The following is a 24,125-nucleotide window of genomic DNA, read 5'->3' as shown; positions in this document are numbered from 1 at the left end:
GCTTAAATCTGTTTTGGTAAGTACTTTTTCCTTATCCTCGTGGAAGATTACTACACCATCTTTATCATATACACCTGCATAAGAACTATCAGAATGTCCTAGAGCTAAAACATCTTTAGAGAAAGTGTTAAGGTTGTAATCTCCCCCAACTACAGCTAAAAGTTTATTATTTTTGTAAATTGGAGCTGTATAAGAAAGAGTAACCGAACCATCTTCAATGCTTTTATAAGGATCAGATACTACAAGTTTTCCTGCTGCTTTAGCCTCTTGGTACCATGATCTTGTTCTTGCGTCAAATCCTGTATCTTCAGGGCTTCTTATAATTCTATTAGATTGATATAATTTACCATTACTTTCAAATCCAAGATAAACCACATCAAAACCAGCTGATTCTTTTATGGTGCTTAAAGCATCAAAAATTTCCATTGTATCCGCATTTGGATTTCTTTCTACAAATTTAACTATAGAAGCAATAGCAGTTCTTTTGCTATTAGAGTATATTTTATATGCTTCATTAACATCATACATAGTTTTTTTCTGAATTTCTTCAAGATAATAACTTGTACTTTCTTTAGATTGGTAATAGTTAATAACATTAACCACTATTAATATAACAGCTATTAAAAAACAAGCTATTATAGTCAGTTTATTAGATAAACTGTTAAATTTAAACATTCTTGCTCCTTTATTTTTTGTTTTTAATCGAGTATTTTACTTTTAAAATAATTAGAAAAAAATAAAATTTTAATCTTTTTAAAATGAAAAATAATAATTAAAAAACGAAAAAAATTAATGTTTTTATATATCTTTAAGCTTTAATAGATATAATTTCAATTTTAATGCGGGAATAGCTCAGGGGTAGAGCACAACCTTGCCAAGGTTGGGGTCGCGAGTTCGAATCTCGTTTCCCGCTCCATTATCACCCGCCCGGGTGGTGGAATTGGTAGACACAAGGGACTTAAAATCCCTCGGAATTTTTCTTCCGTGCCGGTTCAAGTCCGGCCTCGGGCACCACTTTTTGGTAACTCAAGGCGACATAGCCAAGCGGTAAGGCATGGGCCTGCAAAGCCTTGATCTCCGGTTCGAATCCGGATGTCGCCTCCAATGCGATGTTAATACTTGATGTTTTTATTCTTTATACGGGAGATGGCTGAGTGGTCGAAAGCGGCGGTCTTGAAAACCGTTGAGGGTCACACCTCCAGGGGTTCGAATCCCTTTCTCCCGGCCACTTTAACATAATTTTTCATATTTTTGTTTTCACATTTAAAAAGATATTTCTTAATTTCTTAAAGAAATTAAGAAAATTATTCTAAGTCTAAAACTCCACCCTTGCTAGCATTACTTACAAGCTTTTGATACATTTTAAGCCATCTTGAATTTACTTGTTTATTTGGCATTTTAAAGTTTGCTTTGCGTTTGGTAATTTCATCTTGAGTTAAATTTGCATTGATACTGTAAGTATCTACATTAATCTCTATTTCATCGCCATCTTCTAAAAGCGCTATAAGCCCACCTTCGGCAGCTTCAGGAGAAATGTGACCTATACTAAGTCCTCTTGTAGCTCCACTAAAACGACCATCTGTTATAAGTGCAACTTTAGCACCAAGTCCCATGCCTGTGAGTAATGAAGTCGGGCTAAGCATTTCTTGCATACCAGGTCCACCTTTTGGCCCTTCATAGCGTATTACGCATACATCGCCTTCTTTAACTTTACCTTTTATAATACCTTTAATAGCTTCTTCTTGAGAATTAAAACAAACCGCTTTACCTTTGAATTTGCGCTCACCCATAATACCTGCAGTTTTTATCACACAGCCTTGCTTGGCTAAATTCCCAAAAAGTATAGCAAGCCCGCCTACATTTGAATAGGCATTGTCTATTTTTCTTATAATATTTTCATCTTTAATGCTAGCATTCTCAATGCGTTCTTTTAAAGTTTTTCCACTAATATCTAGAGTATCAAGTTCTAAAATATGGCCAGGTTTTTTAGCTATTTCAGCCATTACTGCACTTACCCCACCTGCTTTATGTATATCTTCCATATAAACAGTATTTAAAGATGGGGCGATTTTAGCTATATGAGCTACATTAGCACTGATGTGATTGAGTTCTTTTATATCTAAATTTACACCTGCTTCATAAGCAATGGCAAGCATATGTAAGATAGTATTTGAGCTTCCACCCATAGCCATATCAACAACTAAAGCATTGTTAATGGACTTTTTAGTGATGATATTACGAATTTTAAAACGCTCATCTAGAGCAATCTCACAAATTCTACGCGCAGCCTTTCTTAAAAGCTCTTCTCTTTCTTTACTAAGTGCTAAAATAGTTCCATTTCCTTCTAGCGCTATACCCATAGCTTCACATAAAGTATTCATAGAATTTGCAGTAAACATACCCGAGCAAGATCCTCCACTAGGACAGGCCTTGCATTCTATATCTTTTAAATCATCTTCATCAATTTTTTTAGCCTCATAAGCTCCCACTGCTTCAAAAACAGAACTTAGGCTGATTTTTTCTCCATGTTTATTTACTCCTGCTCTCATAGGCCCACCACTCACAAAAATAGTCGGCACATTAACTCTTAAAGCCCCCATGAGCATACCTGGAGTGATTTTGTCACAATTTGGGATACAAATTAGCGCATCAAGTTGGTGTGCGTTCATCACTGTTTCAATAGAGTTTGCAATGATTTCACGACTTGGTAAAGAATAAAGCATACCATCATGCCCCATAGCTATGCCATCATCAACACCTATAGTATTAAATTCAAAAGGAATGCAACCATTTTTGCGAATTTCATCTTTAATGATTTTTGCATATTCATTTAAGAAAAAATGCCCCGGGATGATATCTATATAGCTATTTGCCACACCTATAAAAGGCTTGTTAAAATCCTTATCATTTAAGCCACATGCTCTAAGCAAAGAGCGATTTGGTGCTTTTAAATGTCCTTTTTTGATCGCATCACTTCTCATTTGTATCCTTTTTTAAAGTAAAAACTATCATTTTATGCTTTTATTTTGCAATTTTTGCTTAAATTTTTTAAACTTAAATGGTATTTTAAAGAAAATTATTTAAAATGTGAAATTATTTTGATTTAAGGAATGTAATGCTTTTAACTAATCCAGTATTTATAGGCGTTGTATTAATGACGCTTTTGTGTTTTTTTAGGTTTAATGTTTTGCTTAGTGTTTTGCTTTCTGGGCTTTTTGTGGGTGTTTGGTCTAAATTTATGAATGTAGAGCATTTAACTTTGATGGAGTTTTTTACTCAACTTCCACAAGCTATGATGGATTCTATGAAAGTTTTAATTGACGGCATGCAAGGAAATTTACAAACAGCACTAAGTTATATTTTACTTGGAGCGGTGGCTGCTGCTATATCAAAAACTAATTTGACAGCATATTTGATTAAAATAGTTTCGCATTATATTTCACATAAAAAATACTTACTTATACTTTCTTTGGCATTTATTGCTTGTTTTTCACAAAATTTAATCCCTATCCACGTGGCTTTTGTGCCTTTATTGATCCCATCTTTGTTAAAACTTTTTAATAAATTAAAAATAGACCGTAGAGCCATAGCTTGTGCGCTAACTTTTGGACTTACAACTCCTTATATGGTAGTGCCTTTAGGTTTTGGACTTATTTTTCAAACTTTGCTTGTGGATAATTTAAATTCAAATGGAGTGCAAATTGGCCTAGGAGAGGTTTCTCAAACTATGGCTTTTGCGGCTATTTGTATGCTAGTTGGTTTGTTTTTGGCTGTGTTTGTATTTTATGCTAAGCCAAGAGAATATCAAGAAGAACAAATTGCCAAAATGGACTTTGAAAATCTAAAAATGAGTAAAAAAGAATGGGGTGTTTTAGCTGGTCTTGGGTTGACTTTGATTTTGCAAATTTTAACGCACAATTTACCTTTATCCGGGCTTTTGGGTTTTGTATTGATGGTGATTTTGGGCGGAGTAGAATATAACAAAGTTAATCTAGTCTTTGATGATGGGCTTAAGATTATGGGTTATATAGCCTTTGTAATGCTTGTTGCTTCAGGATATGGAGAGGTTTTAAAGCAAAGTGGGGGTATAGCTGAGCTTGTAAAAACAAGCGTGCCTTTTATGGAGCAAAGTCACTTTTTAGCTATTTTTATCATGCTAGCCATAGGGCTTTTAATCACCATAGGCATAGGTAGTTCTTTTGGGACTATTCCTATCATCGCTGCTTTGTTTTGTCCTATATGTATAGAGCTTGGTTTTTCACCTGCTGCGATTATTTTTATCATCGGTGTTGCTGGAGCTTTAGGCGATGCAGGATCGCCTGCTAGTGAAACAACTTTAGGAGTGAGCGTAGGGCTTAATGCAGATAAGCAAGGTGATCACATCAAAGATACTTGCATACCAACCTTTTTATGTTTTAATGGCTCTTTACTTATTTTAGGTAGTGTTATAGCATTTTGTTTGCTTTAATACATTAGCAAAATTCCACTTGAGAGTCTGCTTGAAGATTTATTATACTCAATAAGACTCTCACCATAACCATTAAAATACTGAGTGTAAATATACAAGCCATTGTTAGAAATTTTATAAGCTCCGCTTATTTCCACTGCACCGCGGTTATTAGCAAAATTTAAATTATTACGCCATAAGATATTGATAAAATAATCATCTTGAGTATAAGCAAGATTGATATCAAAATTACCCAAATATTTTTCTATATCAGGATTATCATCCTCTGAGCTTTTTTCAGGAATTCTTAGCCAAACTCTAGGTATGAACACAAAGTCGTCAAAAAACCATGCATTGCTTAGATAAATTCTATTCCAAGATCTTGATTTTGGATCATCTTGCCCGTTTGATTCGTGTAATAAACCAACGCGTACATTTTTTAAATTTTCAAAAGCTCCATGCCCGCTTATAGGAAAATTGATGAAAAATTCAGGCAAATAATTAGTCTCTCTAAAAGGCGATGAATGTTCATAAAGTTGCCACCACGAAATTTGTGTATAGCCTATGTTGTAACTTTCATTTAAACCCAAAAGATTTTCAAAAAGAGTTTTTTTAAGACTTACTTGAAATTTAGTTTCAGTGCTTTTATAATCTCTTTTGCTAAAACTATAAGAAATAGGCATAAAATAGCTAAGATTATGCGTGCTAATACCAAAAGGATTGTATGATTTTTCTGTGCCAAGGTAATTTGCCAAAGCTTCGCTTCTTGGATTAAAATCATCTATTTTGCGTTCTTTTGTTGTATTTTGCTCATTATTAAGAGAAAGTTCTAAATTTTTTGTTTTTGCTGTATCTTTTAAAGCTAAGCTTTTATAAATTTGCATAGCCTTTTTATACTTACCTTGCCTTTCATATTCTAAGGCTTGATTGATTAAATCCTCATTTGCTAAAGCACTAAAAGCACATAGTATGGGTAGAATTGTCCTTTTCATGAAGCCACTTTTTGTATTCGTTTAAATAATTTAAATTTATAAACTCATTTTCATTTTCAAACTCTATAAATTCTGCTTTCATTGTATCACAAAAAAGGGCTAGTTTATGGTTATTTTCTTGTAAAAATTGCAAAGTTTTTTCAAAATTTCTACTATGATAAAATCCACATAAATAATGTTTGTGTTTTTTTGTGCTTGCTAAGAGTATGTTTTGTGATTTTAGATGATGAAAAAGTTTGCAAATACTTTCTTTACTTATATTTGGAGTATCTACACTAAGGATAAATACATAGGTGTTTTGAAAATGTTTAAGTATGGAATTTAAGGCAATGAGTGGAGAGTAGTTATTTAAATCCTCATCTAAAATAAGTGCTAAGTTTTTTTGATGAAATTTATCTTTTTTGGTGCTAATAAAAACTTGATTAAAAATCCTTGACATTTTTTCATATTGATAAAGAGTTAAGTTTTTATCATCTACTTGCAATAAGCTTTTATCTTCTCCCATACGTGAAGACTTTCCACCACATAAAATCACACAAGGATAGGGAATTTTTTCACTCATAAAAACCTCATAAATTCATCAAAATATTTTATAATACATTTATGAAATATACAGATTTAATACAAATAAAAGATTATTTTAAACAATTTCAAAGACTAAATTATCTCAAACGCCTTGATGATAATATCTTAGAGCTTAGCTTAGATCATCAAGCTTTTATACTAGATTTAACACGCGGAAAAAGTGGAATTTACCAAGATAAACTCCAAGCAAAAGCTTATAACGCACCTTTTGATTTTATGTTAAAAAAATACTTCTCTAATGCGAAGATTTTAAATTTAGAAGTATTAGAAAATAATAGAATTTTATCTTTTGAAGTTTTATCGGAAAAATCTTACAAAGCTTATGGGGCTAAGATTTATTTTGAATTTACAGGAAAAAACACTAATGTAATCATCACAGATACTAATGATATTATCATAGAAGCTTTGCGTCATATAGATAAAAGCTACCGTATTGTAAAAATAGGCGAAAAACTCCAAGCTTTAAAAGCTTATGAGATCAAAGAAAAGTTTGTAAAGATTGATGATTTTAATGCATATTTTAAAGAAAGTGCTAAAAAGTTACAACAAGATCGTTTAAAAGATATAAAAGAAAATAAACTTTTAAATGTAGATAAAAAAATCTTTACTCTTAAAGAGAGTATAGAAAATTTAGAGCAAGAAAGTAATTTGTTAAAAAAAGCTCAAGAATTAAGCCAAAAAGCAGATGTTTTATTTGCTAATTTAAATTCTTTAAAAGATTATCAAAGAGAATTTATTTTGCAAGATTTTAATGCAAATGAACTTGCTTTTAAACTCGAAGATACACCTAAAAATAGTGCGAATGAATTTTACAAAATAGCTAAAAAGCTAAAACAAAAGGCTAAAAATATCAATATAGAAAGAGAAATTTTAAGTGAAAAACTTGATTTTTTAATCAATTTAAAAGATTTAATCACTAAAAGCACTTCTTTGCGAGAATTAGAAGTTTTAATGCCTAAAAAAAGTAAAAAAACTAAAAAAGAAGAGTTAAACGCAGGGGTTAGTAGCTTTTATTTTGATGAGTTTAAAATCAGCGTAGGGCGCAATGCAAAAGCTAATGAATATTTATTAAAAATAGCTAAAAAAGATGATATTTGGCTACATGTGAAAGATTATCCTAGTGCACATGTGATCATTACTTCAAATAAATTAAAAATAAGTCAATTAGTGCTAGAATTTGCAGCAAAACTTTGTGTGGAATTTTCCAAGCTAAGCTCTGGAGCTTATTTGGTCGATTATACGAGTAAGAATTTTGTTAAGGTTAGAGAAAAGGCTTTTGTAAATTATACAAATTATAAGACTATAAGCATTTTAAAGGAGTGAATATGCCTATAAGTCCCATAGGTGGCGTTAATTATGCTAACCAAAATGCACCGGTACATTCAGCACAAGTAAGCAATGAGCTAGCAAAAGATTCTTTTGCGACTTTAGTGAATATGAGTGAGTTTCAAGCAAAAGAAAAAACAGTTGAAAAACTTGAAAAAGTCAATCAAACTCACGAAGTAAGCGATGAGGTAAAAGAAAGACAAGAGGAAGAAAAAAAGCATTCTAAACATCATCAAGAACAAGAGCAAGAAGATGAAGATGAACAAGAAGGGCAAGAAGTAGTTAAAAAAAGCTCTCATTTGCTTGATTTAAGTATATAGAAAGGATAAAAATGTTTTCAAAGACAAGAATTCTTAGTGCTATTGTGATGATAGCTGTGATAGCTGTTGTTGCTTTAGTGGATAATTTTTTGATTAATTTTGCTATTTTTGGTGTTTTATTGTTTTTGGCATTTAATGAAGCAAAAGCTATGTTTAAAAGCAAACACGCAAGTGCTTTTGTGGCTTTGTGTATTTTTGCAATAGGTGCATTTTTGGATAAACCTTTCTTTATAGGCCTTATGGCTTTGATTTTGATTTTGGGATATTTAGTTTATAAAAAAAGTGAAAATTTAAATGAACTTATGCCTTATATATATCCTACTTTGCCTATTTTAATGCTCTATCAAGTATTAAGCTATGAGGGTATGTTTGTATTGTTTTGGCTTATAGTGATTGTCGTTGCTTGCGATAGTGGGGCGTATTTTATAGGAAAACTCATTGGCGAGAGAGCTTTTTCTCCAACAAGCCCAAATAAAACCTTAGAAGGTGTAGTAGGTGGCATAGTTTGTGCAGGGATTTTAGGAACTATCATAGGTTCTTTTGAATTTAGCTTAGTAAAAAGTATTTATATATCTTTAATAGTAGCTATTTTTGCTGTGATAGGGGATTTACTTGAGAGTTATTTTAAAAGACAAGCAGGCATTAAAGATAGCGGTAATTTAATCCCAGGACATGGGGGAGTTTTAGATAGAATTGATGCTGTTATCATTGCAGCATTTGCAATGGCAACTTTAGTATGATTGTACTTGGAAGCACGGGAAGTATAGGGGTTAATACTCTTTTTATTACTAAAGAAAAAAACATAAGCATAGAAGCTTTATCTTGTGGTAAAAATATCAAGCTTTTAAATGAGCAAATAGCTCTTTTTAAGCCTAAATTTGTATGTATCCAAGATGAAAAAGATAAAACCTTGGTTGATCATGATAAGATTTTTTGTGCTCAAGAGGGCTTAAAAGCGATGATAGCTGAGTGCAAAAGCTCTTTGGTGGTAAATGCTATAGTAGGTTTTGCGGGGTTAAACTCAAGTCTTATGGCACAAAAGCTTGGTAAAACCTTAGCCTTGGCAAACAAAGAAAGCCTAGTAGTAGCAGGGAAATTTTTTGATACTTCTAAGGTTAAAGCTATAGATAGCGAACACGCAGCACTAAAGTGTTTGATAGATAAAAGAAAAAACATTAAAAAACTTTTCATCACAGCAAGTGGCGGGGCCTTTTATAATTATAAAATCAAAGATTTAAAAAATGTCAGCGTAAAAGAAGCCCTCAAGCATCCTAACTGGAGTATGGGAGCTAAGATCACCATAGATAGTGCTAGTATGTGCAATAAGCTTTTTGAAATCATCGAAGCTTATCATCTTTATGGTATTAAACAAATAGATGCTTTGATAGAAAGAAAATCTTTAGTGCATGCTTTGTGCGAGTTTAAAGACGGTGGTATAAGTGCGTATTTTTCTCATGCAAATATGCGTTTGTCTATAGCTCAAGCGATTTTAGATGAGCATGATCAAAGCTTTATAGAAAATTTAGATTTATTAGCTATACCAAGTTTAAAATTTGAAAAAATTAGTTTAAAAAAATATCCTATATTTTCACTCAAAGATGAACTTTTGAAAGAGCCTGATTTGGGTGTGATTATAAATAGTGCAAATGAGTATATGGTGTATCAATTTTTAGCCCAAAAAGCACAGTTTTTAGACATAGCTAAAGGAATTTTTAAAGCATTAGATCATTTTGGTGTGCCAAAGATTAACCAAATTGAAGATGTTTTTGAGTACGATAAACAAGTAAGGCTTTATTTAGATAAGGAAATGAAGTGAGATATTTTTTAAGTATTTTGATTTTTATAAATGCAGTTTTTGCTTTAGAATTTAGTGTGAAAGAAAATGGAAAAAGTTTAGATGATAATAACACAGTTTTAATCCTTGGAGGCATACAAGGAGATGAGCCAGGTGGGTTTCATGCAGCTAGCTTGCTTTTGAGTGATTATAATATCACTAAAGGTAAAATTATCGTTGCACCAAATTTGGCTTTTGAAAGTATTATTGCTAGAAATAGGGGAAATTTTGGAGATTTAAATAGAAAATTTGCCCATATAGATGAAAACGATCCTGATTTTCACACCATAGAGCGTATAAAAAAGCTTATTTTAGACCCTGAAGTTAATATGGTCATAAATTTACACGATGGAAGTGGTTTTTATAGACCACAATATGAAAGCAAAGATAAAAATCCAAACCGCTGGGGTAATACTAGCATTATCGATCAAAGTGAGGTAAATTCTACAAAATATGCAGACTTAGAAAGCATAGCTAAAGAAGCGGTAGAAAATATCAATAAAGCCTTGGTAAAAGAAGAACATCAATATCATTTAAAAAACACCAAAACCCAAGAAAGCAATGACAAAGATATGCTAAAAGCTTTAACTTATTTTGTGGTGTCAAATCACAAAGCAGCCTTTGCTAATGAAGCGAGTAAAAATTTACCAACACATTTAAGAGTGTATTATCATCTTTTGGCGGTGGAGTATTATCTAAAAAAGGCAAATATAGAATTTCAAAGAACTTTTGATCTAACTCCAAATGGGGTTTATAGAGCCATTGAAAAGCCTTTGGAAGTAAGACTTTTTAATGATAAAATTTTACTTTATCTTGACAAACCCGCTAATAGAGTGAATTTTTTACCTTTTCCTACCAACCAAGCTTTAAATTATGAAGCAAGCAATGAGATTACAGCAGTGATTTCAAATGCTAATTCATACTCAGTCAATTACGGCAATCGCTTGCAAACTAGACTATACCCTGAATACTTTGAGTTTTCAAATGCCCTAGATAGTGTTGAAATGATAGTAGATGGAAAAAATATACAAACAAATTTTGCTCAAAAAATCATGGTAAAAAATAGCTTTAAAATTCCTCCTATTGTAGGTGTAAGGGTTAATGTCATAGGTTTTGATAGGGGTAATGATGAAAGCGGTATAGAAATAAGTAAAAATCAAATGCAAAGTCGTTATTCTTTAGATAAAAAAAGAAAAATTTATAGAGTGGAATTTTATGAGTTAAAAAATGCAAATTTAGCCGATCAAGCCTTAGAAAAAAAAACAAATTTTAAAGAAATCAAAAAAGCAAACATACCTGCAAAAGCCATAGAAAAAGCAGAAGAAAAAGACAAATTTATCGGTATGATTTTAGTGGAATTTCAATGAAAAGCCTAATCCTTGCTATAGAAAGCTCGTGTGATGATAGTTCTATTGCTATCATAGATAAAAACAGCTTTGAATGCATTTTTCATACAAAGATTTCTCAAGAAAATGCTCATAGTGTTTATGGAGGGGTAGTGCCTGAGCTTGCAGCAAGATTACACAGTGAAGCCTTACCTAAAATCTTAGAAAAATGCCAAAAATACTTTGACAAACTTTGTGCCATAGCAGTTACAAATGAACCTGGTCTTAGTGTGAGTTTGATAGGTGGGGTAGCTATGGCTAAAATGCTTGCTGTTAGTTTAAAATTACCACTTATAGCGATTAATCATCTAAAAGGACATATCTACTCTATGTTTTTAGATAAAAAAGCTAGTTTTGATATGGGTGTATTGCTTGTAAGTGGTGGGCATACTATGGTGCTTTTTATTAATGAGCAAGGTAAAATCACAGAACTAGCAAGAACAACCGATGATAGCTTTGGAGAAAGCTTTGATAAAGTAGCTAAGATGATGAGGCTTGGTTATCCTGGTGGGGCTATCATAGAAAATTTAGCTAAAAATGTAAAAGAAAGTGATTTAGAATTTAGCATACCCTTGCTTCATTCTAAAGACTTAGCTTATAGTTTTTCAGGACTTAAAAACCAAGTGCGTTTGGAAATTTTAAAAGAAGAGTTAAACTTAGAGCGTAAAAGTAAAATCGCTTTTGCATTTCAAAAAGCAGCCATAGCTCATATTTTAAACAAGCTAGAAAAAATTTTTAAAGAGTATAAATTTAAGCGTTTTGGCATAGTAGGCGGAGCTAGTGCAAATTTAAGCTTAAGAAGTCAAATAGAGCATTTATGCCAAAGCTATCAATGTGAGCTTTTGCTAGCTCCACTTGAGTATTGCTCAGATAATGCTTTGATGATAGCAAGGGTAGCTTGTGAAGCTTATGAGCGTAAAGAATTTGTAAGTATTGAAGATGATCTTATAAGCCCTAAAGTAAAAAACTTACAAGGCGTATTATGAAAAAGGCTTTTACTATTATAGAGCTTGTGTTTGTGGTGATCATACTTGGGGTTTTAGCTGCGGTTGCTTTGCCAAAATTTAGCACAAGTAAAGATGAAGCAAGCACGGCTCAAGCTTTGGGAAATTTAAAAACTTTTATCAATGATATAAGTGCTTATGTGCTAAAAAATGAAAGTCTTTCAAGTATAGCTTTGATGAGTAATGTAGCAAATATAAAAAATGAAGATTTATCAACTTTGCAAAATTCCACCAAAGAGCTTGATTTTAGTGTAGGAAATGATGAGCAGTGTTTTAAAGTACTTTTTGTGGATAAAGAAAGCATTTTGCTTTTAGCACTTATAGTAGATAATGCTCAAAAAAGCAAAGCCCAAAATATAGCAGATTTAAAAAATCAAGCTTTGAAAGATCCTAAAAATCAAAGTATAAAAACTCAACTGGATGAGGCTTTAAATGCTTTTAGTCAAAGTGAATTTACAAGCACTTCAAAGTCTAAGGCTTGTCAAAGTTTAATCCACTCTAAAGCTTTTAAAGATTTGGCTACTAGGGTGTATTTTTTAAGTGGTAGTTAAAGTTGCAATTTATATTGATACTTTTTAAAGAAAATAAACTTAAAATCATTCTTTTTTTGCTTTTTAGTATTTTTACGAGTATATTAGGTGTATTGACTTTAGTTTTTATCAATGAATTTTTATTAAAAGCTAATCTTGAAAACTCAAATATTATCGTGTATTTTGTGCTTTTGTTGCTTGTATTTTTTGCGAGTTCTTCTTTTGTAGAAATTGCTTTAAGCTCGTTTGGACAAAGTTTTATTTTTAAAATGCAAAGAAGGGTTGTAAAGCAAATTTTAGATACAAGTGTTTTGAGTATTTTAAATACTACTAAAGCAAAGATTTTGGCTTCTTTAAATAATGATGTGCGTAGTATTTCTTTTGGACTTTTAAGACTTCCTGAATTCATACAATCAAGTGTTTTGATTATTTGTGTAAGTGCTTATATAGCTTATCTTTCTTTAGAAATTTTCTTTTTGTGTTTAGCGTGGATAGTGTGTGTTTTTTTGGTGGATAATTTTTTGATGAGCAAGGTGTATTTTTATTTTAAAAATGCTAGGGAAAATGATGATGCTTTGCAAAAAAACTATCAAAATATTTTACAAGGACATAAGGAATTAACCTTAAATCCTTTAAGGGCGAAGTATTATTATGAAAATGAGTTTGAAAAAAATGCTTTGAAAAAGAAAAAAAGCTCCACTATGGGAAATATCTTGCATATTTTATCTAACAACTGGAGCAATAGTGCTATGCTAGCTTTAGTAGGAGTGGAGTTTTATATAGCTTTAAATTATGAGCTTGCTAGTTTGCAAAGTGCTACGACTATTGCTTTAAGTGTGCTTTTTTTAAGAGCGCCACTTGGAGCTATGATAGGAAGTTTTCCTACGCTTATGATGGCAAAAATCGCTTTAGATAAAATTTCAAATTTAAATTTAGAAAATTATTCTCATGAGTTTAAACTCAGTCAAAATAAAAAAACTTGGCAAAAACTTTCTTTTAAAGATGTATCTTTTGCATACAATGAAAAATTTGCACTAAAACCTGTAAATTTTGAGCTTAAAAAAGGCGAATGTGTATTTTTAATAGGTAAAAATGGTAGCGGTAAATCTACTTTTTCTATGATTTTAGCAGGGCTTTTTACAGATTTTAAAGGAAGTATTTTTTTAGATGATGAAAAAATAACTTCGGAAAATATGTATGAATATAGAAGTTTAATTAGTGCGATTTTTAGTGATTTTCATTTATTTGAGCATGTTTTAGAAGATGAAAAATTTAGCAAAGAGGACTTAGCATACTGGCTTGAAATTTTAGAACTTAATGAAAAAGTAGAGCTTGTAGAAAATACTTTTAGCACTATAAAACTTTCAGCTGGACAAAAAAAGCGTCTAGCTATGCTTAATGCTTTGCTTGAAAAAAGAGATATTTTGATTTTAGATGAGTGGGCTGCCGATCAAGATCCTATGTTTAGGAAGTTTTTTTATACTAAACTTTTGCCACTTTTAAAGCAAAAAGGTATTACTATATTTGCTATAACTCATGATGATGTGTATTTTGATATGGCTGATAGAATTTTACTCGCACAAAATGGTCAAATTTGTGAATTAAAAGGCGATATAAAAGAATTAGCAAAAAACACGGTAGAAAAATTTTAAAGGAAAAAAATGAAAAAATTACTTATTTTATGTGTATTTTTAGGAGTAAGTTTGATGGCAAAATCTTTTGAGCTTGTAAAAGAGCCTGTGCTAACTACACAAATGGTTGAAGGGATTTTGGAGCTTGCAAAGAAAGAAGCAAGAAAAAATGGCTTTTATGTAAGTATTACCATAGTAGATAAATCTGGTCAAATTTTAGCGGTTTTAAGAGATGATAAGGCGGGTGTGCATACGCTTAATGCTAGTTATAAAAAAGCTTACACAGCCACTTCACAAAAAAGAGAAACAGCAGTTATTTTTAAAGGTGTAAAAGAGGGTAAAATACCTGAAGATATTCGTTATTTAGATGATAAGTTTTCCATTATGCCCGGTGGGGTGCCGATTTTTATAGATGGAGTTGTTGTTGGTGGTATAGGTGTGGGTGGAGCACACTTAGATGAGGATGTAAAAATAGCTAAAGCAGGGATAGCGTTTTTAAAATAGGCTTTGAAAATCAAAGCCTATGATTACTTAGCTTTTGCATAAATTTCTTTTTCAATGTCTATGTAAAATTGTGCGATAGCTTTGTAAGCTTCCTCCCAAGCTTTTAGTGTAGTTTCATCTGCATTTAATACTACTTTAATAGCCTTTAAAAGACAAGCGCCTACTATAGGGTAATGTTCTTCTTTGACATTTAATTTTGTATGAGTGATAGCTACTTTATCAACAAAGCTTCTCATATTTTCTAAATTTTCTACATTTTTTGCTGCCATTAAAATAGCCATTGCTAAAGCTTTTGGTTGCTCGCCTGAAGCTTGTTTTTCCATATTAAACATAGGTTTTACTTCAGGATATTCTTCAAACATGATTTTATAAAATTCTTTAGTTAAAACTTCACCATTTTTTTGTAAAACCGGCACACAATCTTTGATGATTTGAATTTGTTCTTGTGTCATTTTTTCTCCTTTGTATATTGTATTTTTGATGATTATATAAAAATGAGAGAAAAAATATCTTGATTTATGTTAATTTTGTATTATTTTATTTTAAAATGATTATGTGTATCAATTTAAGTAAATATAAAGTGAATTATTAATATAATAATCCTTATCAATTTCAAAATTTAAAATTAAGGAATTTTATAAAATGAAAGCAAAAGTAGTTTTACTATCTTTACTAGCTGCTATGAGTTTAAGCGCTCAAGAGCTTACGATTTATTCTCATCGTCATTATGATTCTGATAAAGGAATTTTCAAATTATTTCAAGAAAAAACAGGCATTAGTGTAAATGTGGTGCAAGCTAAGGCTAATGAGCTTGCTAAAAGATTAGAAGTTGAAGGTAAAAATTCAAAGGCAGATTTGTTTATGACTGCTGATGCGGGAAATTTAGAACAAGTTCGCACAAATAATCTTTTTGTATCAGTTAGCTCACCTGAGTTAGAAAAACTTTCTCCAAAAGAATTAAGAGGTAAAAACAACGAATGGTATGCTTTTACAACAAGAGCAAGAATCATCATCGCTTCTAAAGATAGAATTAAAGATGGAGAGATTAAAACTTATGAGGATTTAACTGATCCTAAATTTAAAGGTAAAGTTTTAGTAAGAAGTTCAAATAATGTTTATAATATCTCTTTACTAAGTGCTATGATTGATACTTTGGGCAAAGAAAAAGCAAAAGAATGGGCTCAAGGCATAGCAAATAATCTTGCACGCACTCCAAAAGGTGGGGACCGTGATCAAATTCGTGCAATCTATGCAAAAGAAGGCGATGTAGCTATATCAAATAGTTATTATCTAGGTCATTTAGCAAATTCAAAAAACCCTAAAGATGTTGAAGCTGCAAATTCAGTAAAAGTGATTTTTCCAAACCAAGATGATAGAGGAACGCATATCAATGTAAGTGGTATAGGTGTTTTAAAAACTTCTAAAAATAAAGAAGCTGCTGTTAAATTTATCGAGTTTATGCTTTCAAAAGAAGCACAAGAAATTTTAACAAACCAAAACTATGAGTATCCGGTAAATAAAGAAGTAAAACCTGCTAAAATTTTACAATCATGGGGCGAGTTTAAAATCGAAAAACCAAATTTTGAAGCTTACTGGGGTAATGCTAAAGAAGCTTTAATGATTTTTGATGAAGTTCAATGGAAATAATTTTAAGGAAAAATAAAATTTGAAATTTTTAAGTCTAAGGTGGTCTTTTGCCACCTTTTTTTTCTGTAGTTTAATCATACTGCCTATACTTGCCATTATCTTACACCTTCCTTTTATAGATATTAACACCTTAAAACATTTGAGTAAAAATGTCTTGCCACGATATATTTTTGGTAGTGCTTTTATATTGTTTGGGACTTTAGTATTGTGTTTGATTATAGGTTTAGTTAGTGCTTATTTGATAGCTTTTTATAAATTTTTTGGCTCGAAATTTTTTGAATGGTTTTTGATTTTACCTTTGGCTATACCTTCTTATGTGATGGGTTTTGTTTGGATTGATTTGTTTGAATTTCAAGGCTTAATCCCTACTTTTTTAGGCGTTGATAGGCGTATAGATATCATGAACGCATATGGTGTGATTGTGATTTTATCTTTTGCGCTTTATCCTTATGTGTATTTTTTTGCTAAAAATACCTTTGCTTATGGACTTGGAAATATCATTTTAAGTGCTAAAACACTTAAGGCTTCTAATTTAAAAACATTTTTTAAAGTGATTTTGCCATTTTGCCGTGTGGGTATAGTGGGTGCTTTGCTGTTGGTGGCTATGGAAGTTTTGAGTGATTATGGCTTGGTGGCGTATTTTAGCGTAGATACTTTTAGTGCAGGAATTTTTAGAACATGGGGAAGCGGCGGTGATGAAGTCAGCGCTGTGGCTTTAAGCGTGGCTTTGCTTGTATTTATCGCACTTTTAATGCTGTTAGAAAAAATTCAAAGAGGTAAAAAAGGTTTTAATCAAAATGTATTTTTACCTACTCCAAAAGATGAGTTAAAAGGCTTTAAGGCATTTTTAGCCTTTTTATGGTGCTTTTTAGTGGCATTTTTAGCTTTTGTCGTGCCTATTATATGGCTTGTTTATTGGGCTGGGTTTGATTTTATGCAAAATTTAAGCAATGTATTAACACCTGCATTTTATAGTCTTAGTGTGGCTTTGGTGAGTTCTTTTACTATTGTGGGAGTGGCATTTTATTTGTGTTTTGTGGTGCGTTTAAATGATACAAAAGCTTCTAAAATCATTCTTTGGCTTACGACTTTGGGGTATTCTTTACCTGGAGCTGTGGTGGCTGTGGGAATTTTAGTGATTTTGGGTGTGTTAAATTATATTTTTGATCTTTTATCTTTTGAATATGCCATAGGTGGTGGATTTTTGGTGTTGTTTTTTGGGTATTTTGTGAGATTTTTAGCTTCAGGGATTTTTGCAACTCAATCAGGTTATGAGCGAATTTCTAAAAATATAGACTATGCAAATTTAACCTTAAAATCAAAACCATTTAAAATTTTCACTCAAATTCATTTTCCTTTGATGAAGCATTATTTAGCTTTAGCTGTGGTGATTATTTGTGTGGATATTTTAAAAGAATTGCCTATTTCGACTATACTTTCACCTTCAGGTTTTCAAACGCTTTCATCGCTTGTATTTGCTTATAGTGAAAATGAGTTAATTTACAATGTTTCTTTGCCATCTTTGGTTATAGTGTTATTTGGGATTATCCCTACATTTTTAATGCATTATTTGCAAAATAAAAACAACCAAAAAGGACAATAATGGAAATCTTAAAAATTGACAATCTTTACAAATCTTTTGGAAAAACAGAAGTTTTAAAAGGAATTTCTTTGAGTTTAAAAGAAGGTGAGATTGTCAGTATTTTGGGAGAAAGTGGCTGTGGTAAGAGTTCTTTGCTTGGTTGTATAGCAGGTTTTTTTGAAATCAATGATGGTAGTATTTATATAGGGGATAAATTAGTTGCTTCTAAGAATGTGTATTTAGCCCCACAAGAGCGTGATGTGGGAGTTTTGTTTCAAGATTATGCTTTGTTTCCGCACTTAAATGTAGAAGAAAATATGTGTTTTGGTATAAGCTCTTTAAGCAAAAATGAGCAAAAACAAAGACTTGATGAAGTTTTAGAAATTTTAAATTTAAATACACTTTTAAAGCGCTATCCAAATGAACTAAGTGGCGGGCAAGCCCAAAGAGTAGCACTAGCAAGAACCATAGTTGCAAGGCCAAAGATTATACTTTTTGATGAACCTTTTTCAAATTTAAATCACACTTTAAGCGTTAAAATGCGCAAAGAAATCAAAAATATTTTAAAAGAGCATAAGCTTAGTGCTATTTTTGTCACACATGATAAAGACGATGCTTTTTATTTATCAGATAATATCGCTTTGATTAAGGATGGGAAAATTTTAGACTATGGAAGCGCTAAAGAGCTTTTTTATAAGCCTAAAAATATAGATAGTGCTTGCTTTTTGGGCGAGGCATTTTTTATAGATCCAAATACAATTTTGGATGAGAAATTCAAAGCATATTTGCAAAGTAAAAATGGCATTTTACGCCCTAATGATATACAAATTTCAACTTCACAAACCCCTTTAAAAGCCAGTGTTTTAGAATGCGTATTTTATGGGGATTTTTATGAAATAAATGTGAGTTTGGAAGGACATATTTTTAGCATTTATCATCATAAAGAGCTTAGTAAAAATGATGAAATTTATCTTAAGTTAAGCGAAACAAAAGAGTTTTAAATCATAAATTTAATAAAGTTTATATTAAATATCTTATAAAATATAAACTTTAAAGGTTTAAAATGATACTTACAAATAAACTTGGTATAAAAAATCAACTAGAATTAGCCAAAGAAGAAGAAAGAATAAGCAAACTAAAGGCAAAAGCTTTATTTGAAAGTGGTTTTTTAGATACATTAAAAGCAGGAAGTTTTGAAAGCTTAAGGGTAATTCATCAAAAATTATTTGAAGATATTTATGATTTTGCAGGAAAAATAAGAGAGGTAAATATTTCAAAAGGAAATTTTAGATTTGCTCCTGCTGTTTATTTACATGAGGCAATTAAAAAAATAGAACTCATGGAGCAATCTTGCTTTGAACAAATTGTAGAAAAATATGTAGAAATGAATGTAGCTCATCCTTTTAGAGAAGGAAATGGCAGAAGCATGAGAATTTGGCTTGATTTAATACTTAAAAAAGAGTTGAAAAAAGTGATTGATTGGAGTTTGATTGATAAAGATGATTATATAATGGCTATGCAAAGAAGTCCTATTAAAGATGTAGAGATAAAAATTTTACTTCAAAATGCTTTGAGTGATGACATTCATAGTTTTAATATTTTTGCAAGAGGGATTGACGCAAGCTATTATTATGAAGGATATACACTCTATAAAACAAAAGAGCTTTTTTGATGATTTAAAGCTAGTTTTATAATTTTTATTGACATAAGCTTGTTAATCTCAAATTCTTCTTATTGCATTACTTAATAATAAAACATTAAATCACAATATCAAAATAAAATTTGCTAAAGATTATAAAATAAAGTAAAATCACAGCAAAAAAAGGAAATAAATGATTAGTGTAGAATTAATAGAGCATATTTTTAAAGCTGCTTCTATATCAAGGTGGAATGATTATCCTAGAATGACAAATTTAGTCGAGCTTGATAAGCAAGCACATAAATTTATCATTGCTTATTTCATTGCTAAAATGGAAAAAGATGTCAATATGCGCTTTATCATAGAAGCTGGGATTTTTGAGTTTTTAAGTAGGGTAGTAGTGACTGATATACGCCCTGATGTGTACCATGAAATAACGCGTGCAAAAAATGAGCAAGTAAGTGCTTGGGTGTTAAGTAAAATCGCACCGATGATTCAAGATATTGAAAATGGTGAGTTTTTAAAACGCTATGAGCTTTTTTTACAAGGTAAAGATTATGCGAAAGAAAGGCTTATTTTAAAAGCTGCTTCGTATTTTGCGACAAGGTGGGAGTTTAATATAGTTTATCAAACTAGCTCGTTTTTAAGTGATATTGATGAGATTAAGGCTAAGGTTGAAGAAGAATTAGAAGATTATTATGAATTAATCGGTGCAAGAAAAATAGCTCTTAATCAAAAAATTTCTAAAATAATCGATCTAAGCGGACGTTTGCGCTTTCAAAAAAGATGGGCGCAAACTCCAAGGATTCCTGAAACTGCGGTTTTAGGACATATGCTTGTGGTAGCTATTTTGTCTTATTTTTATTCTTTAGAAGTAAAAGCATGCGATGGTAGAATAGAAAGCAATTTTTATTGTGCGCTGTTTCATGATTTGCCTGAAAGTTTAACTAGAGATATCATCTCTCCGGTAAAATATGGCATAGATGGTTTAAATGAAATCATCAATGAGTATGAAATGAAGCTTATTAATGAGAAAATTTTACCTTTTATACCACTATCTTTTAGAGAGGAATTTAGTTATATACTTGGTATTAGAGAAGGGCAAAATGAAGAAAGTGCCTTTGTAAAAAATGAATTTGAAAATCGTATTTTTAATAACAAGCCAAGTGTTTATAGTGGTAGTTTAGATGCGGTAAATGAGGATCGTTTTAAGGCTATTGATGGAAAGGCTTTGAAGTATTGTGATAAATTAGCAGCTTTTATAGAAGCAGCTTTATCGATTAGCTATGGAGTAAAGTCTAAAGAGCTTGAAAGCGGTTTTGTGGGAATGTATGAGTATTTTAAAACAAATCCGACTATTAATGGGGTAAATTTCTTTAGAATTTGTGAGGATATTAAAGGGTATTTTAAACTTTAAAAACCCTCTCCCAGATGACTGCGGCACACACTAAGTCTAAGTGCTCTGCTGTGTTCCCACCCTGAAGCGGTGCTTAAAAATAGCATTGCACAGGTCTAAGAGAAGGCAGTTGAAATAATACCTTAAAATATCTTAAAAAACATTGAGGTGAAGTATGTTGAGTATATTTGCAAACTTTTTATCTAAATTTAGAGAATTTTTTGTTCCTAGTCATTTGTCTTTAGAATTTAGAGCAAAATCTTTTGCTGCTATTATCGTGGCAAATAAAAATATAAAAACAGAAATTTGGCAAGTTTTGGCTGATATTGCAAATGAAGTTTATCCAGATGATAAAAGCAGGCAGGCAATTTTAGTACAAACTTCTAAAGAATATGTAGATAGAGTTTTAAAAAATGAGCTTAGTTTAGATGCTTTACTTAAAAATATTGCTTTGCTTTTAAAGAAAAATCCAAGATATGCAAAAAAGATTAATTTCCATAGGCTTGAGCGTTTAATGGATAAAAATGAAGAAGAAGCTTTGGTACAACTTAGGGTGTATGAGTTTTTTGAGCAAGAAATAAAATATATTTTAGAAAAAAATTCAAAAGAACCATCATGAAAGGCTAAAATTAGCGTTTCATGTTGATTGCTTTTTGTATCATTTGATCAGCTGTTGTGATACTTTTACTACTTGAATCATAAGCTTTTTGTAAAGTAATTAAATTTGTAAAAGCTACCGATAAATCTACATTAGATTGCTCTAAATAAGAGCCTTTAAAGGTTGCTGTGCTGAAATTTCCATTAGCATCAAGCAAAAAGGTTGGATTGCCACTGTTGCTAGTTTGTCCATAAAGATTTTCTCCTAGCTTTTCTAAGCCTTGTTCGTTTGTAAAATTAAACAAAGCAAGTTTTGCCATAGCTATTTGATCGCCGTTAGTAAAAGTGGCAATGATAGTACCATCTGTGTTAATAGAATAATTATTTAAAAACCCTTCGCCTTTACCATCTGTTTGTGTATGTACTGAAGGTTGTTTGTTTTGTAAGGCATGAAGTCCATCATAGCCTGAATTTGGTATATTTGGATCATAATATGAACCAAGATTTATATTAACTCTTGTACCGTTGTTATCTACTGAATTTAAGGTATTAGAAACTAAAGCTCCAGCTTCATTAAAGGTGATTAAGCCCTCGGTAGTTCCACCTATTTTATTGCCATCATTATCATACACTTGAGCAACGGCTTTGTATTCTAAGTCTGTGCCATTTTGTGGTAAAACTCTATCTAATTTAACTCTTACCCAACTAATAGAACCATCAGGATTGATTAATTTTGCAGAAAGTTCTGAGCTATCAGCCACTTCTTTTTCTACGCTTAAATGAGATGATTCTAACTTAGCTGTTTCTAAATCTACTTTATCTAGTTTTTGATTATCAATACTAAAAGCTAAATTCTCATCTAAAGTAGCTTGTAATGTTTGACTAGCACCTTTTTCATCAGTAATTTTAAAATATATAGTATCGCCAGGTTTTAAGCCATAAATTTGCTCATCTTTTACACTACCTGAAATTTTTACACTACCATCTTCATTTTTACTAAATTCAAATTTAGAAGCATCTACATCTACATTTACTGCTTCTGTTTTGGTGCTTGTGTCTAAATTGCCACTCCAAGTGATATTTTGCGTTGGTTGAGGTGGCAAATAAAGATTTTTAGGTACAGAAATAGGTCCTTGAGTATTAACTCCACCCATTTGGAAATTCTGTCCAGGTGTTCCACTCCAAGCTGTGGTAACTTTTTGTCCCATAACTTGACCAAACATATTTGAAACCCTATCGCTTAGTTGAATTTCTTTTAATGATGGATTCATAGTTCCAAGCACATAATTTCCGTTTGAATCTACTAAAAAGCCATTTGCATCAGGTTTAAAAGCACCATTTCTAGTATAATAAACTCCATTGCCATTACTTACACCAAAAAAGCCTTTTCCGGCAATAGCCACATCAAATTCATTATCAGTAGAAACTAATGGTCCTTGTTCAAAAATATCATTAGTAGCTCCTGCTACGCTACCATAACCAGTTTGACCTTTATTATAGGATTGCGTTGTTATGGTGCTATAAAATACATCTTTGAAAGCTACATCAGAGTATTTAAAACCGACTGTATTGACATTGCTTATATTATGAGCAGTATTATCTATACCATAACTTTGGGATTTTACTCCATTTACTCCATTATAAAATGCTGTAAACATGATTTTATCCTGTAATTTCTTTAATATCTTCCCATTTAACCCAGCTACCGCCCATACCAACTAGAGCTTCGCCATCTTCAAATTTAACACCGGTAATCGGGTATGCACCGTAAGTTGAGTTTACTGTCGTTCCATCTTCGCCTATATAGCTTGCTCTTACATAGTATTTGCCAGATGGTACAGGATTTCCACTATCATCGGTTCTATCCCAAACAATTTGCTTCATACCTGCAGTCATATCTTTAACTTTCATTGTTCTTACAGGATCGCCTGCTTCATTATAAATAGTAAATGTTACAGGTTCACTATCTGATTTATAAGCTGAATCAATCTTAGCTGTTTTGATATCAACGCTTGGAGTATGTCCTATAACCTTAAAGGTTTGATCTTCTCCAACTACTGCTTTAACAGTTTCTTCTTGGCCTTTATCATCAACTAATTTTACATATATAGTTTCTCCAGGTCCTGCTATTTCTTTATCTACCTTACCTGTGATATCTAGTTTATCTTCACCATTTTTCTTAAGTTCAAAACCTTCAATATCAATATCAGTCTTTTTACCTTTTTGTGGTTCTTGTGGTAAATACATATTAATTTGAAATTGTATATCATCATCTGCCACTACAAGATAATTATCCTTAACCGTTGCAAGTTTTCCAACCGCAGCTAATGCACTCATACCAGTACTTGCTGCAATAGAATTTTGTAATTTAGTCATTGCTACTACAAGCTGAGTCATAGTTTTATTAGTATTATCTTGCATTTCAAGTGCTGAAAGTTGTGCTGTTTGAGTAAGCATTTTTTCAGTATCCATAGGATCAGTTGGATCTTGATGTTGAAGTTCTATCAAAAGAAGCTTTAAAAATGCATCCTTGTCAAGCTCTGCTCCAGGGTTATAAATCAACCCACTATCGCCTTCCCCAGCTCTAGCATTTCCTTTAGCATTTGGCATATCTTTGGTGTTAAGTGCTGCTAAAGGACCTTGAAGAGTTTGTGTATTTATATTTGACATAAAAATCCTTTTTTATATGTTTTTAAAGCTTAAAGC

At 31.5% G+C, this 24,125-nt stretch carries 23 protein-coding genes, 4 tRNA genes and 1 other RNA gene; 20 read left to right on the top strand and 8 right to left on the bottom strand.

Annotated elements, in window-relative coordinates; all coding sequences use genetic code 11:
- Positions 1 to 675, bottom strand: a 675-nt coding sequence (locus tag L8V88_RS06235; RefSeq protein WP_263727261.1) for a cache domain-containing protein, incomplete at its 3' end; no start/stop codon positions are given.
- Between the two features lie 166 nt (positions 676 to 841).
- Here L8V88_RS06235 and L8V88_RS06230 point away from each other — a divergent pair.
- From L8V88_RS06230 to L8V88_RS06215, 4 genes are all read left to right on the top strand, one after another.
- A tRNA-Gly gene (locus L8V88_RS06230) sits at positions 842 to 916 on the top strand.
- A 9-nt stretch (positions 917 to 925) separates the two neighbouring features.
- Positions 926 to 1,014: transfer RNA gene (locus tag L8V88_RS06225), tRNA-Leu, on the top strand.
- A 16-nt stretch (positions 1,015 to 1,030) separates the two neighbouring features.
- A tRNA-Cys gene (locus L8V88_RS06220) sits at positions 1,031 to 1,104 on the top strand.
- A gap of 36 nt (positions 1,105 to 1,140) precedes the next feature.
- Positions 1,141 to 1,228: transfer RNA gene (locus tag L8V88_RS06215), tRNA-Ser, on the top strand.
- Positions 1,229 to 1,304: 76 nt separating this feature from the next.
- On the opposite strand, the gene ilvD is transcribed toward L8V88_RS06215, so the two are convergent.
- Complete coding sequence (gene ilvD / locus L8V88_RS06210) at positions 1,305 to 2,981, bottom strand: dihydroxy-acid dehydratase (RefSeq protein ID WP_263727260.1); 1,677 nt, start codon at positions 2,979 to 2,981, stop codon at positions 1,305 to 1,307.
- A 134-nt stretch (positions 2,982 to 3,115) separates the two neighbouring features.
- Here ilvD and L8V88_RS06205 point away from each other — a divergent pair, with 134 nt between their 5' ends.
- Positions 3,116 to 4,468 carry a Na+/H+ antiporter NhaC family protein gene (locus L8V88_RS06205; protein WP_263727259.1) on the top strand — a complete coding sequence of 451 codons (1,353 nt, stop codon included), beginning with the start codon at positions 3,116 to 3,118 and terminating at the stop codon, positions 4,466 to 4,468.
- Here the strand turns inward: L8V88_RS06205 and L8V88_RS06200 are convergent.
- The gene (locus L8V88_RS06200) at positions 4,465 to 5,439 is read right to left on the bottom strand and encodes a phospholipase A (protein WP_263727258.1); all 975 of its coding nucleotides are present in this window, start codon (positions 5,437 to 5,439) and stop codon (positions 4,465 to 4,467) included. The two genes, L8V88_RS06205 and L8V88_RS06200, sit on opposite strands and share 4 nt — an antisense overlap.
- On the bottom strand, positions 5,402 to 6,001 hold the full coding sequence (locus tag L8V88_RS06195) for a molybdenum cofactor guanylyltransferase (protein WP_263727257.1): 600 nt from the start codon (positions 5,999 to 6,001) through the stop codon (positions 5,402 to 5,404). Before L8V88_RS06195 ends, L8V88_RS06200 begins: the two co-directional genes overlap by 38 nt.
- 41 nt (positions 6,002 to 6,042) lie before the next feature.
- On the opposite strand from L8V88_RS06195, the gene L8V88_RS06190 reads away from it, so the two are divergent.
- The 9 genes from L8V88_RS06190 to L8V88_RS06150 are packed head-to-tail and all read left to right on the top strand — an operon-like array spanning position 6,043 to position 14,558.
- Positions 6,043 to 7,347: an NFACT RNA binding domain-containing protein gene (locus tag L8V88_RS06190; protein ID WP_263727256.1), complete on the top strand. Its 1,305-nt coding sequence runs from the start codon at positions 6,043 to 6,045 to the stop codon at positions 7,345 to 7,347.
- Between the two features lie 2 nt (positions 7,348 to 7,349).
- The gene (locus L8V88_RS06185; protein ID WP_263727255.1) at positions 7,350 to 7,670 is read left to right on the top strand and encodes a hypothetical protein; all 321 of its coding nucleotides are present in this window, start codon (positions 7,350 to 7,352) and stop codon (positions 7,668 to 7,670) included.
- Between the two features lie 11 nt (positions 7,671 to 7,681).
- Entirely contained in the window at positions 7,682 to 8,410 is a 729-nt protein-coding gene (locus tag L8V88_RS06180; protein WP_087700494.1) for a phosphatidate cytidylyltransferase, read from the top strand.
- Positions 8,407 to 9,486 (top strand): 1-deoxy-D-xylulose-5-phosphate reductoisomerase, encoded by a 1,080-nt coding sequence (gene dxr, locus L8V88_RS06175; RefSeq protein ID WP_263727254.1) that lies wholly within the window; start codon positions 8,407 to 8,409, stop codon positions 9,484 to 9,486. The genes L8V88_RS06180 and dxr overlap by 4 nt, the downstream gene beginning before the upstream one ends.
- Positions 9,483 to 10,871, top strand: coding sequence for a M99 family carboxypeptidase catalytic domain-containing protein (locus tag L8V88_RS06170; protein ID WP_263727253.1), 1,389 nt, complete (start codon positions 9,483 to 9,485; stop codon positions 10,869 to 10,871). Before dxr ends, L8V88_RS06170 begins: the two co-directional genes overlap by 4 nt.
- Entirely contained in the window at positions 10,868 to 11,875 is a 1,008-nt protein-coding gene (gene tsaD / locus L8V88_RS06165; RefSeq protein ID WP_263727252.1) for a tRNA (adenosine(37)-N6)-threonylcarbamoyltransferase complex transferase subunit TsaD, read from the top strand. The genes L8V88_RS06170 and tsaD overlap by 4 nt, the downstream gene beginning before the upstream one ends.
- Entirely contained in the window at positions 11,872 to 12,444 is a 573-nt protein-coding gene (locus L8V88_RS06160; RefSeq protein ID WP_318529685.1) for a type II secretion system protein, read from the top strand. Before tsaD ends, L8V88_RS06160 begins: the two co-directional genes overlap by 4 nt.
- A gap of 2 nt (positions 12,445 to 12,446) precedes the next feature.
- Positions 12,447 to 14,075, top strand: a complete 1,629-nt coding sequence (locus tag L8V88_RS06155; RefSeq protein WP_263727251.1) for a multidrug ABC transporter permease/ATP-binding protein — start codon at positions 12,447 to 12,449, stop codon at positions 14,073 to 14,075.
- Between the two features lie 9 nt (positions 14,076 to 14,084).
- Complete coding sequence (locus tag L8V88_RS06150; protein WP_263680551.1) at positions 14,085 to 14,558, top strand: GlcG/HbpS family heme-binding protein; 474 nt, start codon at positions 14,085 to 14,087, stop codon at positions 14,556 to 14,558.
- A 23-nt stretch (positions 14,559 to 14,581) separates the two neighbouring features.
- On the opposite strand, the gene cgb is transcribed toward L8V88_RS06150, so the two are convergent.
- A complete protein-coding gene (gene cgb / locus L8V88_RS06145; protein WP_039619438.1) occupies positions 14,582 to 15,010 on the bottom strand; it encodes a single-domain globin Cgb in 429 nt (142 codons plus the stop codon).
- A 190-nt stretch (positions 15,011 to 15,200) separates the two neighbouring features.
- On the opposite strand from cgb, the gene L8V88_RS06140 reads away from it, so the two are divergent.
- The 5 genes from L8V88_RS06140 (at position 15,201) to L8V88_RS06120 (ending at position 20,843) form a co-directional block, all read left to right on the top strand.
- Complete coding sequence (locus L8V88_RS06140; protein WP_263675022.1) at positions 15,201 to 16,205, top strand: extracellular solute-binding protein; 1,005 nt, start codon at positions 15,201 to 15,203, stop codon at positions 16,203 to 16,205.
- Positions 16,206 to 16,224: 19 nt separating this feature from the next.
- Positions 16,225 to 17,808, top strand: a complete 1,584-nt coding sequence (locus tag L8V88_RS06135) for an ABC transporter permease (RefSeq protein ID WP_263727250.1) — start codon at positions 16,225 to 16,227, stop codon at positions 17,806 to 17,808.
- A complete protein-coding gene (locus tag L8V88_RS06130) occupies positions 17,808 to 18,788 on the top strand; it encodes an ABC transporter ATP-binding protein (protein WP_263727249.1) in 981 nt (326 codons plus the stop codon). Before L8V88_RS06135 ends, L8V88_RS06130 begins: the two co-directional genes overlap by 1 nt.
- 62 nt (positions 18,789 to 18,850) lie before the next feature.
- On the top strand, positions 18,851 to 19,459 hold the full coding sequence (gene fic, locus L8V88_RS06125; protein WP_263727248.1) for a protein adenylyltransferase Fic: 609 nt from the start codon (positions 18,851 to 18,853) through the stop codon (positions 19,457 to 19,459).
- Positions 19,460 to 19,619: 160 nt separating this feature from the next.
- Complete coding sequence (locus L8V88_RS06120; RefSeq protein WP_039629186.1) at positions 19,620 to 20,843, top strand: HD domain-containing protein; 1,224 nt, start codon at positions 19,620 to 19,622, stop codon at positions 20,841 to 20,843.
- Positions 20,844 to 20,847: 4 nt separating this feature from the next.
- Here L8V88_RS06120 and ffs read toward each other — a convergent pair.
- Positions 20,848 to 20,945, bottom strand: an RNA gene (gene ffs / locus L8V88_RS06115) — signal recognition particle sRNA small type.
- A gap of 52 nt (positions 20,946 to 20,997) precedes the next feature.
- Here ffs and L8V88_RS06110 point away from each other — a divergent pair.
- Positions 20,998 to 21,441 carry a hypothetical protein gene (locus L8V88_RS06110; RefSeq protein WP_263727247.1) on the top strand — a complete coding sequence of 148 codons (444 nt, stop codon included), beginning with the start codon at positions 20,998 to 21,000 and terminating at the stop codon, positions 21,439 to 21,441.
- Between the two features lie 10 nt (positions 21,442 to 21,451).
- Here L8V88_RS06110 and L8V88_RS06105 read toward each other — a convergent pair whose 3' ends face one another.
- Both L8V88_RS06105 and L8V88_RS08020 read right to left on the bottom strand, forming a co-directional pair.
- Positions 21,452 to 23,077, bottom strand: coding sequence for a flagellar hook protein FlgE (locus L8V88_RS06105; RefSeq protein ID WP_263677507.1), 1,626 nt, complete (start codon positions 23,075 to 23,077; stop codon positions 21,452 to 21,454).
- Positions 23,078 to 23,081: 4 nt separating this feature from the next.
- A complete protein-coding gene (locus L8V88_RS08020) occupies positions 23,082 to 24,089 on the bottom strand; it encodes a flagellar hook capping FlgD N-terminal domain-containing protein (protein ID WP_412175268.1) in 1,008 nt (335 codons plus the stop codon).
- Positions 24,090 to 24,125: the final 36 nt, after the last annotated feature.

Origin of the sequence: Campylobacter sp. IFREMER_LSEM_CL2101 (assembly GCF_025771825.1) — a bacterium.
GTDB classification, from domain to species: domain Bacteria; phylum Campylobacterota; class Campylobacteria; order Campylobacterales; family Campylobacteraceae; genus Campylobacter_D; species Campylobacter_D lari_C.
This window is presented reverse-complemented; position numbering and strand designations above follow the sequence as displayed.

Excerpts from the sequence above, each read along its gene's own strand:
- ilvD (WP_263727260.1), bottom strand. The coding sequence starts at position 2,981 with ATGAGAAGTGATGCGATCAAAAAAGGACATTTAAAAGCACCAAATCGC.
- L8V88_RS06205 (WP_263727259.1), top strand. The coding sequence starts at position 3,116 with ATGCTTTTAACTAATCCAGTATTTATAGGCGTTGTATTAATGACGCTT.
- L8V88_RS06200 (WP_263727258.1), bottom strand. The coding sequence starts at position 5,439 with ATGAAAAGGACAATTCTACCCATACTATGTGCTTTTAGTGCTTTAGCA.
- L8V88_RS06195 (WP_263727257.1), bottom strand. The coding sequence starts at position 6,001 with ATGAGTGAAAAAATTCCCTATCCTTGTGTGATTTTATGTGGTGGAAAG.
- L8V88_RS06190 (WP_263727256.1), top strand. The coding sequence starts at position 6,043 with ATGAAATATACAGATTTAATACAAATAAAAGATTATTTTAAACAATTT.
- L8V88_RS06185 (WP_263727255.1), top strand. The coding sequence starts at position 7,350 with ATGCCTATAAGTCCCATAGGTGGCGTTAATTATGCTAACCAAAATGCA.
- L8V88_RS06180 (WP_087700494.1), top strand. The coding sequence starts at position 7,682 with ATGTTTTCAAAGACAAGAATTCTTAGTGCTATTGTGATGATAGCTGTG.
- dxr (WP_263727254.1), top strand. The coding sequence starts at position 8,407 with ATGATTGTACTTGGAAGCACGGGAAGTATAGGGGTTAATACTCTTTTT.
- tsaD (WP_263727252.1), top strand. The coding sequence starts at position 10,868 with ATGAAAAGCCTAATCCTTGCTATAGAAAGCTCGTGTGATGATAGTTCT.
- L8V88_RS06160 (WP_318529685.1), top strand. The coding sequence starts at position 11,872 with ATGAAAAAGGCTTTTACTATTATAGAGCTTGTGTTTGTGGTGATCATA.
- L8V88_RS06150 (WP_263680551.1), top strand. The coding sequence starts at position 14,085 with ATGAAAAAATTACTTATTTTATGTGTATTTTTAGGAGTAAGTTTGATG.
- cgb (WP_039619438.1), bottom strand. The coding sequence starts at position 15,010 with ATGACACAAGAACAAATTCAAATCATCAAAGATTGTGTGCCGGTTTTA.
- L8V88_RS06140 (WP_263675022.1), top strand. The coding sequence starts at position 15,201 with ATGAAAGCAAAAGTAGTTTTACTATCTTTACTAGCTGCTATGAGTTTA.
- L8V88_RS06130 (WP_263727249.1), top strand. The coding sequence starts at position 17,808 with ATGGAAATCTTAAAAATTGACAATCTTTACAAATCTTTTGGAAAAACA.
- fic (WP_263727248.1), top strand. The coding sequence starts at position 18,851 with ATGATACTTACAAATAAACTTGGTATAAAAAATCAACTAGAATTAGCC.
- L8V88_RS06120 (WP_039629186.1), top strand. The coding sequence starts at position 19,620 with ATGATTAGTGTAGAATTAATAGAGCATATTTTTAAAGCTGCTTCTATA.
- L8V88_RS06110 (WP_263727247.1), top strand. The coding sequence starts at position 20,998 with ATGTTGAGTATATTTGCAAACTTTTTATCTAAATTTAGAGAATTTTTT.
- L8V88_RS06105 (WP_263677507.1), bottom strand. The coding sequence starts at position 23,077 with ATGTTTACAGCATTTTATAATGGAGTAAATGGAGTAAAATCCCAAAGT.
- L8V88_RS08020 (WP_412175268.1), bottom strand. The coding sequence starts at position 24,089 with ATGTCAAATATAAATACACAAACTCTTCAAGGTCCTTTAGCAGCACTT.